Below are 16414 nucleotides of genomic sequence, written 5' to 3' on the forward strand. Positions count from 1 at the left end.
AGAAAGACGGATCACTTGCCGGACAAATTAGTCGCCGGCCGCTAAATTCCCCCGCCAGCCGCTCGTTGCCCGTTCAGGAATAAAACAACAATTGCGAGGGGAATCACCGTGGACCTGCAGAGCATTCTGGGCAAGTTGTTCGCCAACGCCGGCGCGGTCGGCATCGAAGGTATTTTCCAGTTTATCTTCGGTGCGCAACAGGCTTACTGGTATGACATCAAGACCAGCCAGTGCACGGAAGTCGGGCGACACCCTCGCCCGGACGTAAGCATTGAAATCGCGGAAAAGGATTTTCTCGGGATCATGGCCGGTGTGGTCAATGTCGAGGAGCTGTTCGCCAGCGGTCGTCTGAAGATTGGCGGCAACATGGGCCTGGCGACGATGCTGCCGCAGATCATCGACCACGCCCGGCAGGGCGGCGGCACCGTTGAAAAAGTCGACATGAACAAGCGCTACCCGACGCCCCCGCGCTTCAGCGAAAAGATCACCGCCGCGCTGCCGCGCCAGACCAGCGTCGAACGCCGCGCGCGTGCCGAGTTGTCCCGGCACGAATTCGAAACCCGGTATCTGCCCAACGGCATTCCGTTGGTGATCAGCAATGCGCTGCACGACTGGCCGCTGTTCAAGCTCAGCCGCGAAGAATCGCTGGTGCATTTCGCCGAACTGCAGGGCATCACCCGCCATGGCGATTACGTGAAGAAGACCTTTTCCACCGAGCGTGATTTCCGTTCGACCTCGATGGCCGAATTCATCGCCTCGCTGGACAGCCCGGCTGCCAGAGGTGCGGACGGCGAGCCACCCGCATACATGGGCAACAACATTCTGCCGGCCCAGTTGCTGCAGCAAATCCAGTACCCGCCCTACTTCGACACTTCGCTGTTCATCCCGCCACGTATCTGGATCGGCCCCAAGGGCACGCTGACGCCGCTGCATCGCGACGACACCGATAATCTGTTCGCGCAGGTCTGGGGCCAGAAAAAATTCACCCTCGCCGCCCCGCATCACCGCGAAGCACTGGGCACTTGGTCGACGGCACCACAGGGTGGCCTGGACGGCTGCGATTTCAACCCGGACGCGCCCGACTATGAACGCTTCCCGGCGGCGCGCGAGGTGCCGTTTCTGCGGGTGACGCTCGAGGCCGGGGATCTGTTGTTTTTGCCGGAGGGCTGGTTCCATCAGGTGGAATCGGTGTCGACCTCACTGTCGGTGAATTTCTGGGTCAACTCTGGCCGCGGCTGGTAACACCGCAAGACTCGTCAGCACCTACAGTCAGCGCCTACCGGAGGTGGCGGTAACTTTGCACCGCAGAAACGAGCACCACCGCGCCCGCCGCGATTGCCAGCCAGAACCCGCTGCGTGCACCGAACGCATCCACCAGCCAGCCTGAGCCCGCGGCACCGACCGCCACGCCGATGCTCAGCCCCGTCACCAGCCAGGTCAGGCCTTCGGTCAGTTTAGCCGGCGGCACGATGCGCTCGATCAAGGCCATCGCCACAATCAGCGTCGGCGAAAAGAACAACCCGGCAATGAAAACCGCTACCGACAGGCCGACAATGTTGCTCGCCAGTAACAGCGGCAGCGTGGTTACCGCCGTCGCCACGCCGCCATAGAGAAACAGTCGCGGCAACGGCAGTTTCGAGCGCATCGCGCCGAAGGCGATGCCGGCCAGGCAAGAGCCAACGGCATACACCGACAAGACAATGCTCGCCGCCGCCGGCTGGCCCTGGTGCTGGGCGAAGGCGACGCTGACCACATCGATCACCCCGACGATAACGCCCATCGCCAGCATCAACGCCAGCAGCCATTGCACATCAGTCGAGCGAATGATCGAGCCGTGATGCTGTGACTCGTGCGGATGCACTGCAGGCTCCGTGCTGCGCTGGGCGACAAATGCCGTCACGCCGATGGCCAGCGCCAACAACGCCGCCAACGGACCGGCCTCGGGAAACACTGCCACAGACAATCCCACAGACAACGGCGGCCCGACGATAAAACAAACCTCGTCGAGCACCGACTCCAGCGCATACGCCGTTTGTAATTGCGGCTGGCCACGGTAGATTTCGGTCCAGCGCGCCCGCACCATCGCCGACATGCTCGGCATGCAGCCGGCCAGCGCGGCGAAGACGAACAACGTCCAGTTCGGTGCCTGCAACCGCGTGCACAACAGCAACATCAGCAGCCCGCCACCACCGGTCAACGCCGCTATCGGCAGCACCCGGCCCTGACCGTAGCGGTCAACCAGCCGCGACACCTGCGGCGCGCAAAACGCCGTAGCGAGTGCGAACGTCGCCGCCACCGCCCCCGCCAACGCATAGCCACCGGTCAATTGCGCGAGCATGGTGATCACGCCGATGCCGGTCATGGAAATTGGCATGCGCGCGATCATCCCGGCCAGCACAAAAGCACGGGCGCCGGGGGCGGTGAACAGTTCGCGGTACGGGTTGGCCATGGGCACTGCCTCAACAAGGGCAGCCAAGTTGCCACACCCCTCCATCAACACGGAAGGCGGAAATTGTTGGTGGAGTGTTAAGGCCGTTGAAAGCGAAAGGTTATTGCCTGCTGATGCTGCAGTCTGCTGCAACGCAGGAGCTTCGTCCTTCGGGTCAAGCCACGGACCGTTCGTCGCAAACCTCAAAACACCTGTCAGAACTGACAGGTGTGTTTTCTCTCGCAGAGCGTTCTTATGGCCCTTTGAGGAAAGGACGACACCATGGATCAGCCGAAGATCGCCGCAACCCCTCGCAGCGCCGTCGCGCCTTTCGTTGTTCCCGATCTTTATTGCCCACCACCGGCGCGCATCAATGAAGCGTTGGGCAGGAAAGTTAACAAACGACTGATGACCTGGATATCGACCATAGGGATCTTTGCAGGCAAGCGTGAAAAAATCCGTGCCAGCGACTTTGGCCGCTACGCCATGTTATGCCACGCAGACACGGATGATCCGGACAGACTGTTGCTTGCCGCCCAGTGCTTCGCCGCGCTGTTCGCGGTAGATGACCATTACTGCGACGATCCGTCCTTCGGTGGCAGCCCCGAAATAGTGGCAGAGAAATTATCTTTCGCCATCACCGCCCTCGACCCCGTCTATTTGCCTGCACCGTTCGATAAAGAACTTCTGAAACAGCAAAAGTGTGATCCGGTGATCAGGGGCCTGCTGGCTTACATAAAACGCGTGGCGCATTTCTCTACCCCCTCTCAAGTCGCCCGCGTGCGGCAAATCACCATCGCCATGTTCGTCACCATGGCGGCGGAAGGCCCTTGGCGTATCTATCACAGGCAACCGACCATTGCCGAGTACCTGGCCAGCAGGCAAGTCAACAGTTTCTGGCCTTGCCAGGTTCTGATCGATGTAATCGGCGGCTACGAGGTGCCAGCCAATCTGTACTCCCGTCCGGATATTCACCGTATCAGCGCGCTGGCATCGCTGGCCACTACCCTGGTCAACGACTTGTACTCCGCTTACAAGGAGCACCTGAACGAAACCGGTGATTTCAAGCTCCCGTATTTGCTGGCAGCCAAACATAACTGCTCCCTGCAGGAAGCCATCAATATTGCAGCCGATATTCACGACGCCGTCATGCGCCAATACGCCACGCTGGAACGACAATTACTGAGCGATGCGACGCCGTTGATGAAACGCTATCTGACCGGCTTGACGACGTGGGTTGCAGGAAACTGCGAATGGCATAAACACAGCGCGCGTTACCGCATCCAAACGTGAGCGACGGCACATTTGCCAGATCCGGGTATTGAGAGGGTCGGCATTTTTTCATCCCTGCGCTGAACTCTGGTCTGCACGAATCAGTCAGCTGTCTATGCCCACATTTCGAGGCCAGACACCTATGCAGATCTCCCTCGCCAATCAAGTAGCCCTTATCACCGGCGCCAGCTCCGGCATCGGTCACGCCGCAGCCAAGGCCCTCGCCGCGGCCGGTGCCGCGGTGGTCATCAATTACAACAGCAAGGCCGAACCCGCAGAAGAACTTGCTCGCCAGATCATCGCCGACGGTGGTCAGGCCCTCGCCATCGGCGCCGATGTGTCGCAGGAAGACCAGGTCCAGCGCCTGTTCGCCCAGACCGTCGATGCCTTCGGCTCACTGGACATTCTGGTCGCCAATTCCGGCCTGCAGAAAGACGCCGCTGCCGTGGACATGACGCTGGACGACTGGAACACGGTGATCGGCGTCAACCTCACCGGGCAATTTCTCTGTGCCCGGGAAGCGCTGCGGATTTTCCAGCGCCAAGGCGTACGCGAAGGCGTGTCCCGGGCCGCCGGCAAGATCATTCACATGAGTTCGGTGCACCAACGCATTCCGTGGGCAGGGCACGTCAATTACGCCGCCTCCAAGGGTGGCGTCGACCAACTGATGCAGACCCTCGCACAAGAAGTCAGCCACCAGCGCATTCGCATCAACGGCATTGCCCCGGGGGCGATTCGCACCGCCATCAACAGCGAAGCGACCCAGGGCGATGCTGAACAGAAACTGCTCGAGCTGATTCCCTACGGCCGTATCGGCGACGTCGAGGATGTTGCCAACGCGGTGGTCTTTCTGGCCTCGGACCTTTCTGACTACATCGTCGGCACCACCTTGTTCATCGACGGCGGCATGAGTCTCTACCCGGAGTTTCGCGGCAATGGCTGAGCATTCAACGGAACGACAAAGCGCCATTGGTGCTCACGGCATCATCGGCGACATGCGCAGCGCGGCGCTGGTCAACGACAAGGGCAGCGTGGATTTTTTCTGCTGGCCGGAGTTCGACAGCCCGACGATTTTCTGTTCGCTGCTCGACACGCCTGACGCAGGTATTTTCCAGCTCGCACCAGACCTTCCCGATGCGCGCCGTGAGCAGATTTATCTGCCCGACACCAACGTCTTGCAGACGCGCTGGCTGAGTGAACACGCAGTGGTGGAAATCACCGATCTGTTACCCATCGGTGACGATGTGGACGCCCTGCCGCTGCTGATGCGCCGCGTGCGAGTGGTCAGCGGCTCGGCCACGTTCAACTTGCGTTGCGCGGTGCGTCATGACTACGGCCGCGCTGAAACCCGGGCAGCGATGGACGAACAGAACGTGACGTTCAGCGCTGCCGATCAGCCGTCAATCCGCCTTGCTTCGGATCAGACATTGCGGATCGACGCGCAGGCGGCAGTCGCGCAATTCACCCTCAAAGAAAACCAGACCGCCGCGTTCATGCTCGGCGGCATCGACGATTCGCGCTTCGCTGAAGGCGCCGCCGAGCTGTGCCTGCAGCGCACCTTGACGTTCTGGCGCGGCTGGATCGGCCAGTCCAATTACCGCGGACGCTGGCGAGAAATGGTCAACCGCTCCGCCCTCGCCCTCAAACTGCTGACTTCGCGCCGACACGGCGCAATCCTCGCCGCCGCCACCTTCGGCCTGCCGGAAACACCCGGCGGCGAGCGCAACTGGGATTACCGCTATACGTGGATCCGCGATGCGTCATTCACGGTGTACGCGTTCATGCGCCTGGGCTTCGTGGATGAGGCCAACCACTACATGCAATGGCTGCGCGGACGGGTCAGCGATTGCAGCGGCAAACCGATGAAACTCAACATCCTCTATGCCATCGACGGCCAGCAGGAACTGCCGGAAACCGAGCTGACGCACCTGTCCGGCCACGGCGGAGCGAAACCGGTGCGCATCGGCAATGGCGCCTATGACCAAATTCAGCTGGATATCTTCGGCGAGTTGATGGACGCGGTGTACCTGGTCAACAAGTACGGCGACGCGATTTCCCATGAAGGCTGGCGACACGTCGGCGAAGTGGTCGATCAGGTCTGTGAGACCTGGCAGACCGAAGATGTCGGCATCTGGGAAATGCGCGGCGAAACCCATCATTTCCTGCACTCGCGGCTGATGTGCTGGGTGGCGCTGGACCGGGCGATTCGTCTGGCCTCCAAACGCTCGCTGCCCGCGCCGTTCGCGCGCTGGGATCAGACCCGGCAAGCGATTTACACCGATATCTGGGACAACTTCTGGGATGAAGAACGCGGGCACTTCGTCCAGTACCAGGGCGGCACCGCGCTGGACGGTTCGATGCTGTTGATGCCACTGGTGCGATTCGTCAGCGCCAAGGACCCGCGCTGGCTGTCGACCCTCGAAGCGATTGAAAAAAACCTGGTGCGCGACGGCATGGTTTACCGCTATCGCAACGAGGAAGGCAATATCGACGGGTTGGCTGGTACCGAAGGCGCATTCGCGGCGTGCTCGTTCTGGTACGTCGAATGCCTCGCGCGCGCCGGACAGGTGGAAAAAGCGCACCTGGAATTCGAGCAACTGCTGAGGTACGCCAACCCGCTGGGCTTGTATGCCGAGGAATTTGATAGCCACGGGCGACATCTGGGCAACACGCCGCAAGCGCTGACGCATCTGGCGTTGATCAGTGCGGCGAGCTTTCTGGATCGCAAGTTGAGTGGGGAAAAGAGTTCCTGGCAGCCGTAAATCTCGCCACTGTCTGTAGGACATATTCCACAAAACTGCGCTTTACCAGGCCAAGTCCTACGCAGCCATCAGCAGAAAAATTCCCTTTGTGGCGAGGGAGCTTGCTCCCGCTGGGTCGCGAAGCGGCCCCAAACCCTGCGTCTCCATCCGTCCAGAGGGACCGCATTGCCTGACTTTGCGCCTGCTGCGCAGCCGAGCGGGAGCAAGCTCCCTCGCCACAAAACGCGCGTCTCATGGGGATTACACCGCCTCAACATCCCTTGGACTATCCTCCCCCTGCAACTTGCAGTCACACCCCGAAATACCTTGTTGCCAGCCGTTACATCCACACCTACCATCCAACGCAACGGGCACAGCGGAGCTGTCCAACCCCACCCGAATTCAAGGAACCAGAATGCCTCACCACGTCCAGCGCAGCATCGACTCTCCTCTTCGCACCGGGCTGACCCGCACCCAGCTCTGGGAAGCCGCCGACAAAGGCCTGATCAAATGCTGGGAAATCGGCCGCCAGCGCGCCGAACGCTTTCCCGAACTCGCCCGCCAATGCCAGGCCGGTGAGCTGCCGGTGCTTGGCTGGAAAGGTGGCGTCAGTCGCAGCCTGAAGAAAAACGAGAAATACGGCTCGCTGAAATATCTGGCGCAGTGGCAGGGATTACGCGGTGAGGATCTGGATATCGACCTCGGTGAAGAGCGTTCACTCACCTGCTCGCGGACGAAGATGAAGGTGACGTTTACGCCGGATCGGACGAAGTATTTCAATCAGGTGGCGGAAGCTGAGGCTTAGTGCCCGTCGTTGGCATGCGCCTCGTCGGCTGAGTTGAGCCGTGCAGCCTGTTCGCAGGTCCAGGGTTTTGAATGCGTTTATACGGAGTGGCCAGTCATGATCAAGTTCGCGCTCACCCCGACGCTGACCATCGCCTACGAATACCATGGGCCCGACAACGGCGCCCCGGTGATTCTGCTCCACGGTTTCCCCTACTCCCCGCGCGCCTTTGACGAAGTCGCGCCAGCGCTTGCCGCTCAGGGCTACCGCGTCATCGTGCCGTACTTGCGCGGTTATGGACCGACCCGGTTCAACAGTGCGCAAACCCTGCGCTCGGGCCAGCAAGCCGCCATGGCGCAGGATCTGCTCGATCTGATGGGTGCGCTGGGGATCGAACAGGCGACGCTCTGCGGCTATGACTGGGGCGGTCGGGCAGCGTGCATTGTCGCGGCGTTATTCCCGGAGCGGGTGCGCGGGTTGGTCAGCGGCGATGGCTACAATTTGCAAGACATCCCGAATTCGTTTCAGCCTTCGGACCCGGAAACCGAGCATCGGCTTTGGTATCAGTACTACTTCCACACCCCACGTGGAGTCGAGGGTCTGAGGCAAAATCGCCGGGAGTTGTGCCAGTTGCTCTGGCGACTGTGGTCGCCGACATGGGCGAGAAAAGACGAACGCTACTCGCTGACCGCTGCCGCTTTTGATAATCCTGATTTCGTTGATGTGGTGATTCATTCCTACCGGCACCGCTTCGGGTATGCCTCAGGCGATCCGGCACTGGAGTGGATGGAAGAGGCAGTGGCCAAACAGCCGGTAATCAGTGTGCCGACCATATCATTGTGCGGCGCCGATGATGGTGTGGGCCCTGCTTCGCTGGTCGACGAAGATGCCGAGCAGTTCAGCGGCTTTTATGAGCGGCGCGTATTGGCTGGTGTCGGGCACAACATTGCCGAGGAAGCGCCGCAGGAAACCCTCAAGGCACTATTGGACCTGTTGTCTCGCTGACCGAAAAGCGCTCCCGATAAGCTTGCGGCGTCACCCCGATCGCGCGTAGAAAACTGCGCCGCAGCGTCTCTTCACTGCCAAAGCCGCAGTTGGCAGCGATGCGTTTGACCGGCAGGCCGGTATCGCTGAGCAAGCGCCTTGCGGTTTCGACGCGAATCAATTCGATCGCCCGCGCCGGGGTCTGGCCGGTGTCGGCGCGGTAATGGCGAATGAAGCTGCGTTCGCTCATGCCGGCCTGTTCGGCCAGGGTCGGGACGCCGAGGTCGCAGGTCAGGTTTTCGGCGATCCAGGCGTGGAGTTCATCAAAGCGGTTGCCCTGATTTTGCAACGACAGCGTCACGCTGAATTGCGACTGCCCGCCCGGGCGTTTCAGGAACACTACCAGGTGCCGGGCGACGTCCAGGGCAATCTCGCTGCCCAAGTCCTCCTCGACCATCGCCAGCGCCAGGTCAATACCGGCGGTCACGCCCGCCGACGTCCACACCGGGCCGTCGTTGATGAAAATCGGATTGGCTTCGACATGGAGATTGGGATGTTGCCGGGCCAATTGCTCGCAGCGCGTCCAGTGCGTCACCACGCGGCGGCCGTCGAGCCACCCGCTGGCCGCGAGCAGAAACGCACCGGTGCACACCGAAGCCACCCGCCGGCACCCGCTCGCGTGTTCGCGCACCCAATCCACCAGTTGCTCATCTTCCGATGCCGGATAAATGCCCCAGCCACCAGCGATGATCAACGTGTCGCTGGGCGTTTGTGGCAAGGGTTCGGCCAGCACCGCCAGCCCCGCCGACGACATCACCGCCCCGCCGCCGCTGGCAATCACGCTCGGCGCATAAGGCACCGGCAACCCTCGCTGACGGGCGAGATCATTGGCCGAGGCGAACACCTGCAACGGCCCTGTAACGTCGAGGATCTGCATGTTGGCAAACGCGAGGATATGTATGGCTTTGGGCATTTGGCGTAATTCGTGGGGTGATTGGCGTATGCGCCAGAACCTACGCGCCTACAGTGCAGTCGTCCACTTCTTTTAACGGAGCAAAAACCATGACGCTGCAGATCGGTTTTCTGTTGTTTCCACAGATTCAACAACTGGACCTGACCGGCCCCTATGACGTGCTCGCCTCGCTGCCGGGTGTGCAGGTGCATCTGATCTGGAAGGACCTGGTGCCGGTAACGTCCAGCACTGGCCTGCTGCTGAAACCGACTACCACGTTCGAAGATTGCCCGGATCTGGACGTCATCTGCGTGCCTGGCGGCGGTGGCGTTGGGCCGTTGATGGAGGATGAACAGACGCTGGACTTCATCAAGCGCCAGGCCGCCCAGGCACGTTATGTGACCTCGGTGTGCACCGGCTCGCTGGTGCTAGGCGCGGCCGGTTTGCTGAAGGGCAAACGCGCGACCACGCACTGGGCCTATCACGACTTGCTCCCGACACTCGGCGCGATTGCGGTGAAAGATCGGGTGGTGCGTGACGGCAAACTGTTTACCGGTGGCGGAATTACTGCAGGGATCGATTTTGCCTTGGTACTGGCGGCAGAACTGGTCGATGCCGACACAGCGCAACTGGTCCAGTTGCAGCTGGAATATGCACCGGCGCCGCCGTTCAATGCCGGCAGCCCGGACGTGGCACCGAGCGCAATTGTGGATGAAGCGCGGTTGCGCGCGGCGCCTTCGTTGAGATTGCGCACCGAGATTACCGAGCGCGCGGCGGCCCGACTGAACCTGCGCTGATCTCCCAAACATACACCCCCCCCTGTAGGAGCTGCCGAAGGCTCGGGCCGCGATCGGACGATCTTTTGATCTGATCGTTCCCACGCTCTGCGTGGGAATGCAGCCGGGGACGCTCCGCGTCCCAGAGCCTCAAGATCGCAGCCTTCGGCAGCCCCTACGGGTCGCTCTAAAATTATCCGCCGCGCTTCTCACTCCCTTCACTTGTCCCCACCCCTTCGTCCGTGTAGAAAGCCCCTTCCAGACATCCCCACAAGGACTTTCGATGAAGGCGCTGCCCTGGCTCTATCTTGCGCTGCTCGGCCTCGGTTACGGACTGGCCCTGAGTTACGGCCAACTCGGCTGGCTGGCACTGATCTCTGTCGGGCTTTTAGCATTCGCCGCTTTTGCCGTTCGCCAGCAACAGGTACCGGTCGCGCGCTGGCTCGGCCATGGCCTGTTCATCGTGCTGGCCCTGGCGCTGGCGTTGCACTGGCTGCCGGGGTTCGCCAACGGACGGGCCATCAACCCGCAACGGTTCACCGACAACGCCGTGCCGTTCGCGATGTACCTCAATCTCGACAAACCGCTGATCGGCTTTTGGCTATTGCTGGTTTGCCCGTGGATCGTCGCGCGGCGCTCGTTGCGCCTGACTGTTTATTCCACCGCGCTCGCCCTGACGCTGTGCGCAATTGTCGCGCTCGGCGGTGCAGTGTTACTCGGCGTGATCGCCTGGGCGCCGAAGTGGCCGGATCAGGCGTGGCTGTGGCTGCTGAACAATCTGCTGCTGGTGACGCTGGTCGAGGAAGCGCTGTTTCGCGGCTATATACAGGGTGGGCTGAGCCGTCGCCTCAAGCATCTGCGCTATGGCGAAAACCTCGCACTGCTGTCGGCTTCGCTGTTGTTTGGGCTGGTACATGCCGGGGCTGGCTGGACCTGGGTGTTGCTGGCAGGACTGGCGGGGGTCGGCTATGGTCTGGCCTATCGTTTCGGCGGACTGGGCGCGGCGATCGCCACGCATTTCGGCCTGAACCTGCTGCATTTCGGCCTGTTCACCTATCCGATGCTGGCCATTTGACGCAAGTGCCGTTCTGCGACGCGGTACTTAATTCTGAAAAAAAACTTCAATAAAAACCTGTCAGCGCCGACAACCTTTCAAAGCCTTGCGGATTGAACATCATGCGTAACAACCAGCCCATCACACAACGCGAACGGACTTTTCCGGCTCAGCAGCGGTTGATTTCCACGACCGACGCCAAGGGCGTGATCACCTACTGCAACGACGATTTCGTCGACATCAGCGGGTTTTCGCGTGAAGAGCTGATCCGTGCCCCGCACAATCTGGTCCGTCATCCCGACGTGCCGTCTGCGGTGTTCGCGCACATGTGGAGCACGCTGAAACAAGGCTTGCCATGGATGGGCATTGTCAAGAATCGCTGTAAATCCGGTGACCACTACTGGGTTAACGCCTACGTCACACCGATATTCGAAGGCAGTCAGGTGACCGGTTACGAATCGGTGCGGGTCAAGCCCACCGCCGAACAGATCCGCCGTGCCGAAGCGCTCTATCAACGCATCAACCAGGGCAAGTCAGCCATTCCGTCGACCGATAAATGGCTGCCGATCCTGCAGGACTGGTTGCCGTTCATTCTGGTCAGCCAGTTGGGTTTCATGATCGGCGCGACGCTGACCTCGCAATGGGGCTTCGCCCTCGCGGCCGGCCTGTCGGTGCCGCTGGGCCTGATGGGCCTGCAATGGCAGCAACGCGGGCTCAAACGCCTGCTGCGTCTGGCCGAGCAGACCACCTCTGACCCGCTGATCGCGCAGATGTACACCGACAGCCGCGGTCCCCAGGCGCGTCTGGAAATGTCGATCCTCAGTCAGGAAGCCCGCCTGAAAACCTGCCTGACCCGTCTGCAGGACACCGCCGAGCACCTCACCGATCAGGCCAAGCAGTCCGACGCCCTGGCGCACAACAGCTCGACCGGTCTGGAGCGTCAGCGCGTGGAAACCGAACAGGTCGCCACCGCCGTCAACCAGATGGCCGCCACCACTCAGGAAGTCGCCAGCCACGTGCAGCGCACCGCCGACGCCACGCAGGAAGCCAATCGCCTGACCGGTCGCGGCCGCGACATCGCCGGCGAAACCCGCGAAGCCATTCAGCGCCTGTCCGTGGTCGTCGGTGAAACCGGCCTGACCGTCACCCAACTGGCTAAGGACAGCGATGAAATCGGCGGTGTGGTCGACGTGATCAAAGGCATCGCCGACCAGACCAACCTGCTCGCGCTCAACGCTGCCATCGAAGCGGCCCGTGCCGGCGAGATGGGCCGTGGTTTCGCCGTCGTGGCTGATGAAGTACGCCAACTGGCGCAACGCACCAGCGAATCCACCGGGCAGATCCATGCCCTGATCGCCAAGTTGCAACAGACCGCGTCCAGCGCCGTGCAGACCATGGAAGCCGGACATCGCCAGGCCGAAGAAGGCGTGGCGCGGGTACTGGAAGCGGATCAGGCACTGGTCGGCATCAGCGAAGCGGTGGCCAACATCACCGACATGACCACCCAGATCGCCGCCGCTACCGAAGAGCAAAGTGCCGTGGCTGAAGAAATCAGCCGCAACATCAGCAACATCTCGGAACTGGCGGATCAGACCTCCGAGCAGGCGCATAGCTCGGCATTGCTGAGCGAAGAACTGACCAAGACGGCCAACACGCAATATTCGTTGGTGGCGCGGTTCAATCGCTGACGGTTCTGGCGGCAACAAAAAACCCGGAGGGCGAGAGCTTCCGGGTTTTTTGTTGCCTGCTGAAATTGACGGTGTCCGGCAGGATTACAGTTTTGTATCCGACGACAATCCACTGCGGGAGCGAGCCTGCTCGCGATGAGGCCATAACAGCCAGCGAAATTATTGAGGCAACTTCAGCTTATTCAACAACCGATTGACCAACAGTTCGTTAAGCATGATCACCTGTTGCAGCGCCAGCAGTGGTTTGCGTTCCGGGCCGCCTATTGAATTGGCGATGTTACCGGCCATGGCATGTGCGTATGAAAGCGACTCGCAGGCTTCGACCAACAGGGTTTCGTCATCCAGCGAGGGGTTGACGACATAGACGGGGCGATATTTTGGCGAACTTGGCGGGGCTGCCAAGTCTTCGGGTTTGAGGTAGTAGTCGAGGGCGCGGTCGGTGGCTTCCTGGACTTTTTGCGGGTCTAGTGCGCGGTCGTGTGGGGTTGGCGGGTTTGGGGTTACTTTGAACATAGATGAAGCTCCTACTTAGAAAATGAGGAGTCATCACTCTCGCTACCAAACGAGGGTGGCGACCATACGCAGGTTGGTAGACCGGTCTAAGCAGGAAACCCGGCGCTCCCGAAGGAGCCCCACGCATGGCCACCATAAATCGAGTCTCTACAGAGACTGCATATGGCGTCATGACGCTTAGAGACGGGCTACCAAACCCGATCACTGCTTTGTGTCAGTGACCGAGAAACGATATAGCCAACCTCATAGCCGTGTAAGCCGGCGGATTCTGGCGTACGCGTAGGCAATGGCGCAAGGAGTTGTAGCCGGGATGGCGTAACGGATCGTGTAGTTTAAACGTGGGTATTTGATGATGTTTAAGGGCAGGGATTGCCTCTGACAGTCAGGTGGTTTGAGTTCGTCTGGAAGAGAGCTTTCGCGAGCAGGCTCGCTCCCACATTTGGACCGAGTACGTCAGTGAGAGATTGGTCGACTGGGAGGCCGCCATCGCTGGCAAGCCAGCTCCCACAGGGATTTGGTCCAAACGGCAGAGATTGGGCGACTGGGAGGCCGCCATCGCGAGCAGGCTCACTCCTACAAGGGGCGCGGTTTACATCAGGAAAAATCAGGTCGGCTGTCAGGCCGCCTTCGCGAGCAGGCTCGCTCCCACACAAAAGCAAAGCAGCGCAGCTGCCCGCGGCGAAGCCGCACCACTCAACAATGAGCGTTAGCTCGAGTACCGCTTTTGATCTTGATCCACCGGCGACGTCGGAAGGCTGAGTGAGGGATGGATCCGGGCGTGGGAGCGTAGCGACCGTTTGGCGCAGCCAAACACAGCGAGTGTAGGTGCAGCGAAGCCAACCGGAGCCGCTGCGCCCGGATCGATCCCGCAGCGAAGGCACCCCGAGCCCCAGCGAGCGGGCCGCACGTAGGAGCAAGCGTTTTTTTGCTTACTTTTTTTAGGCGTTTGAAAAAAAACTGAGTCGCCGTAAGGGCGAAACCCTAAGCAGCCGTTACCGCAGCAACGGATATACCCCCAAACATTACCGAAGAAACTTCGCTACTTTCTGCGCGGCGCTAGCCAAATGCTGTTCATGCGTAAACCCCGACACCTTCAACGGCTTCAAATCATGATCCCCCGCCCCCAACCAAAACACCTCAATACCCGGCGCTAACGAATACCCCCCAACCGCCTCACGATTGCCCAGCGCATCCCGCTCCCCCTGCACAACCAACGTCCGCGTACGCAAAGAAGCCAAATGCTCAACCCGAGGCTTCTGCGGTTTCCCCACCGCATAAAACGGATACCCCAGACACACCAACGCATCAGCTCCCAACTCGTCCGCCAAGAGACTGGCCATCCGCCCCCCCATCGACTTCCCGCCAACAGCCAAAACCCCAGCGACATGACGCCGCACAACAGCAAACACCTCCCGCCAGCAATCCAACAGTTTCGGAGCAGGATTCGGCGGACGCTTAACCCCATCCACGCGCCGCTGCGCCATATATGGAAACTCAAACCGCAACACGTTGACCCCAAGCCCGGCAAGGCGCCCAGCCATGTCGTTCATCCAGTCGCTGTCCATCGGCGCCCCCGCCCCGTGCGCCAGGATCAACGTCGCCGAAGCCTTACCCACGGCGGCATCCCAAAGCCATCCATGATCGAGCACACACTGCGCCCATTGATCCCCGTCAATACTGGCCTTGTGCTGTTTGTCCATGCTTGCCTCGCTTTTAGTCTGCCTATAACTCCAGACGAAGGATTCGCAGCGTCTTTGCGCGCGCTCACTTCGGCTGAACCGTGGATGGGGAACCATGAACACTTCTATCAGTACCGCCTACAACTACAAGGTGGTCCGCCAATTCGCCATTATGACGGTGGTGTGGGGCATCGTCGGCATGGGGCTCGGGGTTTTTCTCGCGGCTCAATTGGTCTGGCCGCAGCTCAATTTCGATTTGCCCTGGACCAGTTTCGGCCGTCTGCGCCCGCTGCACACCAACGCGGTGATCTTCGCCTTCGGTGGTTGTGCGCTGTTTGCGAGCTCGTTTTATTCAGTGCAGCGCACCTGCCAGACCCGATTGTTCGCGCCAAAAATCGCTGCGTTCTGCTTCTGGGGCTGGCAGTTGGTCATCCTGCTGGCGGCGATCAGCCTGCCTTTGGGTTACACCAGTTCCAAGGAATATGCCGAACTTGAATGGCCGATCGATATCCTGATCACCATCGTCTGGGTCGCCTATGCGATCGTGTTCTTCGGCACGATCATGCAGCGCAAGACCAGACACATCTACGTGGGCAATTGGTTCTTCGGCGGTTTCATCATCACCGTGGCGATTCTGCACATCGTCAATAACCTTGAGCTGCCGGTGAGTCTCACCAAGTCGTACTCTGTGTATGCCGGTGCAACCGACGCGATGGTGCAGTGGTGGTACGGCCACAACGCCGTGGGCTTTTTCCTCACCGCCGGGTTCCTCGGGATGATGTATTACTTCGTGCCGAAACAGGCCGAGCGTCCGGTGTATTCGTATCGCCTGTCGATCGTGCACTTCTGGGCCCTGATCACCCTGTACATCTGGGCCGGCCCGCATCACTTGCACTACACCGCGCTGCCGGACTGGGCGCAGTCGCTGGGCATGGTGATGTCGCTGATTCTGCTGGCGCCGAGCTGGGGCGGCATGATCAACGGCATGATGACCCTCTCGGGCGCCTGGCATAAATTGCGCAGCGACCCGATCCTGCGCTTCCTCGTGGTCTCGCTGGCGTTCTACGGCATGTCGACCTTCGAAGGTCCGATGATGGCGATCAAAACCGTCAACGCCCTCTCCCACTACACCGACTGGACCATCGGCCACGTTCATGCCGGCGCACTCGGCTGGGTGGCGATGATTTCCATCGGCGCGCTGTACCACATGATCCCTAAAGTGTTCGGCAGAGAGCAAATGCACAGCATTGGCCTGATCAACGCGCATTTCTGGCTCGCGACCATCGGCACCGTGCTCTATATCGCCTCGATGTGGGTCAACGGCATTGCCCAGGGCCTGATGTGGCGGGCGGTGAACGAGGACGGCACGCTGACTTATTCCTTCGTCGAAACCCTGGTGGCCAGCCACCCGGGCTTCGTCGTGCGGCTGATCGGCGGGGCGATTTTCCTCAGCGGCATGCTGCTGATGGCTTACAACACCTGGCGCACCGTGCGGGCTTCGCAGCCTGCCGAAGTCGTTGCCGCCGCGCAGATGGCCTGAGGA

At 60.7% G+C, this 16414-nt stretch carries 14 protein-coding genes; 10 read left to right on the top strand and 4 right to left on the bottom strand.

Features of this window, described 5'->3' with window-relative positions:
* Positions 1–108 precede the first annotated feature (108 nt).
* Positions 109–1242: a cupin-like domain-containing protein gene (locus tag HU727_RS16865; protein WP_186532664.1), complete on the top strand. Its 1134-nt coding sequence runs from the start codon at positions 109–111 to the stop codon at positions 1240–1242.
* Between the two features lie 34 nt (positions 1243–1276).
* On the opposite strand, the gene HU727_RS16870 is transcribed toward HU727_RS16865, so the two are convergent.
* Positions 1277–2449, bottom strand: a complete 1173-nt coding sequence (locus tag HU727_RS16870; protein WP_186532665.1) for an MFS transporter — start codon at positions 2447–2449, stop codon at positions 1277–1279.
* 261 nt (positions 2450–2710) lie between these two features.
* On the opposite strand from HU727_RS16870, the gene HU727_RS16875 reads away from it, so the two are divergent.
* The 5 genes from HU727_RS16875 to HU727_RS16895 all read left to right on the top strand — a co-directional run bounded on the left by HU727_RS16875 (position 2711) and on the right by HU727_RS16895 (position 8230).
* Entirely contained in the window at positions 2711–3721 is a 1011-nt protein-coding gene (locus HU727_RS16875; protein WP_186532666.1) for a terpene synthase family protein, read from the top strand.
* A gap of 121 nt (positions 3722–3842) precedes the next feature.
* Entirely contained in the window at positions 3843–4643 is an 801-nt protein-coding gene (locus HU727_RS16880; RefSeq protein WP_186532667.1) for a glucose 1-dehydrogenase, read from the top strand.
* Positions 4636–6462, top strand: a complete 1827-nt coding sequence (locus tag HU727_RS16885) for a glycoside hydrolase family 15 protein (RefSeq protein ID WP_186532668.1) — start codon at positions 4636–4638, stop codon at positions 6460–6462. Before HU727_RS16880 ends, HU727_RS16885 begins: the two co-directional genes overlap by 8 nt.
* Before the next feature lie 394 nt (positions 6463–6856).
* Complete coding sequence (locus tag HU727_RS16890; protein ID WP_186532669.1) at positions 6857–7246, top strand: hypothetical protein; 390 nt, start codon at positions 6857–6859, stop codon at positions 7244–7246.
* Positions 7247–7342: 96 nt separating this feature from the next.
* Positions 7343–8230 carry an alpha/beta fold hydrolase gene (locus HU727_RS16895; RefSeq protein ID WP_186532670.1) on the top strand — a complete coding sequence of 296 codons (888 nt, stop codon included), beginning with the start codon at positions 7343–7345 and terminating at the stop codon, positions 8228–8230.
* Here the strand turns inward: HU727_RS16895 and HU727_RS16900 are convergent.
* Positions 8199–9182: a GlxA family transcriptional regulator gene (locus tag HU727_RS16900; RefSeq protein WP_186532671.1), complete on the bottom strand. Its 984-nt coding sequence runs from the start codon at positions 9180–9182 to the stop codon at positions 8199–8201. The genes HU727_RS16895 and HU727_RS16900 overlap by 32 nt on opposite strands.
* A gap of 89 nt (positions 9183–9271) precedes the next feature.
* On the opposite strand from HU727_RS16900, the gene inhA reads away from it, so the two are divergent.
* From inhA to HU727_RS16915, 3 genes are all read left to right on the top strand, one after another.
* Positions 9272–9958 (top strand): isonitrile hydratase, encoded by a 687-nt coding sequence (gene inhA, locus HU727_RS16905; protein WP_186532672.1) that lies wholly within the window; start codon positions 9272–9274, stop codon positions 9956–9958.
* Between the two features lie 262 nt (positions 9959–10220).
* Complete coding sequence (locus HU727_RS16910; RefSeq protein WP_186532673.1) at positions 10221–11012, top strand: CPBP family intramembrane glutamic endopeptidase; 792 nt, start codon at positions 10221–10223, stop codon at positions 11010–11012.
* 101 nt (positions 11013–11113) lie between these two features.
* The gene (locus HU727_RS16915) at positions 11114–12679 is read left to right on the top strand and encodes a methyl-accepting chemotaxis protein (protein WP_186532674.1); all 1566 of its coding nucleotides are present in this window, start codon (positions 11114–11116) and stop codon (positions 12677–12679) included.
* A gap of 159 nt (positions 12680–12838) precedes the next feature.
* On the opposite strand, the gene HU727_RS16920 is transcribed toward HU727_RS16915, so the two are convergent.
* Positions 12839–13192, bottom strand: a complete 354-nt coding sequence (locus HU727_RS16920) for a DUF6124 family protein (protein ID WP_186532675.1) — start codon at positions 13190–13192, stop codon at positions 12839–12841.
* Positions 13193–14214: 1022 nt separating this feature from the next.
* The gene (locus HU727_RS16925; protein ID WP_186532676.1) at positions 14215–14892 is read right to left on the bottom strand and encodes an alpha/beta family hydrolase; all 678 of its coding nucleotides are present in this window, start codon (positions 14890–14892) and stop codon (positions 14215–14217) included.
* 94 nt (positions 14893–14986) lie between these two features.
* Between HU727_RS16925 and ccoN the strand changes: the two genes are divergently transcribed.
* Positions 14987–16411, top strand: coding sequence for a cytochrome-c oxidase, cbb3-type subunit I (gene ccoN, locus HU727_RS16930; protein ID WP_186532677.1), 1425 nt, complete (start codon positions 14987–14989; stop codon positions 16409–16411).
* Positions 16412–16414 lie beyond the last annotated feature (3 nt).

This window comes from Pseudomonas khorasanensis (assembly GCF_014268505.2).
Taxonomy (GTDB): Bacteria; Pseudomonadota; Gammaproteobacteria; order Pseudomonadales; family Pseudomonadaceae; genus Aquipseudomonas; species Aquipseudomonas khorasanensis.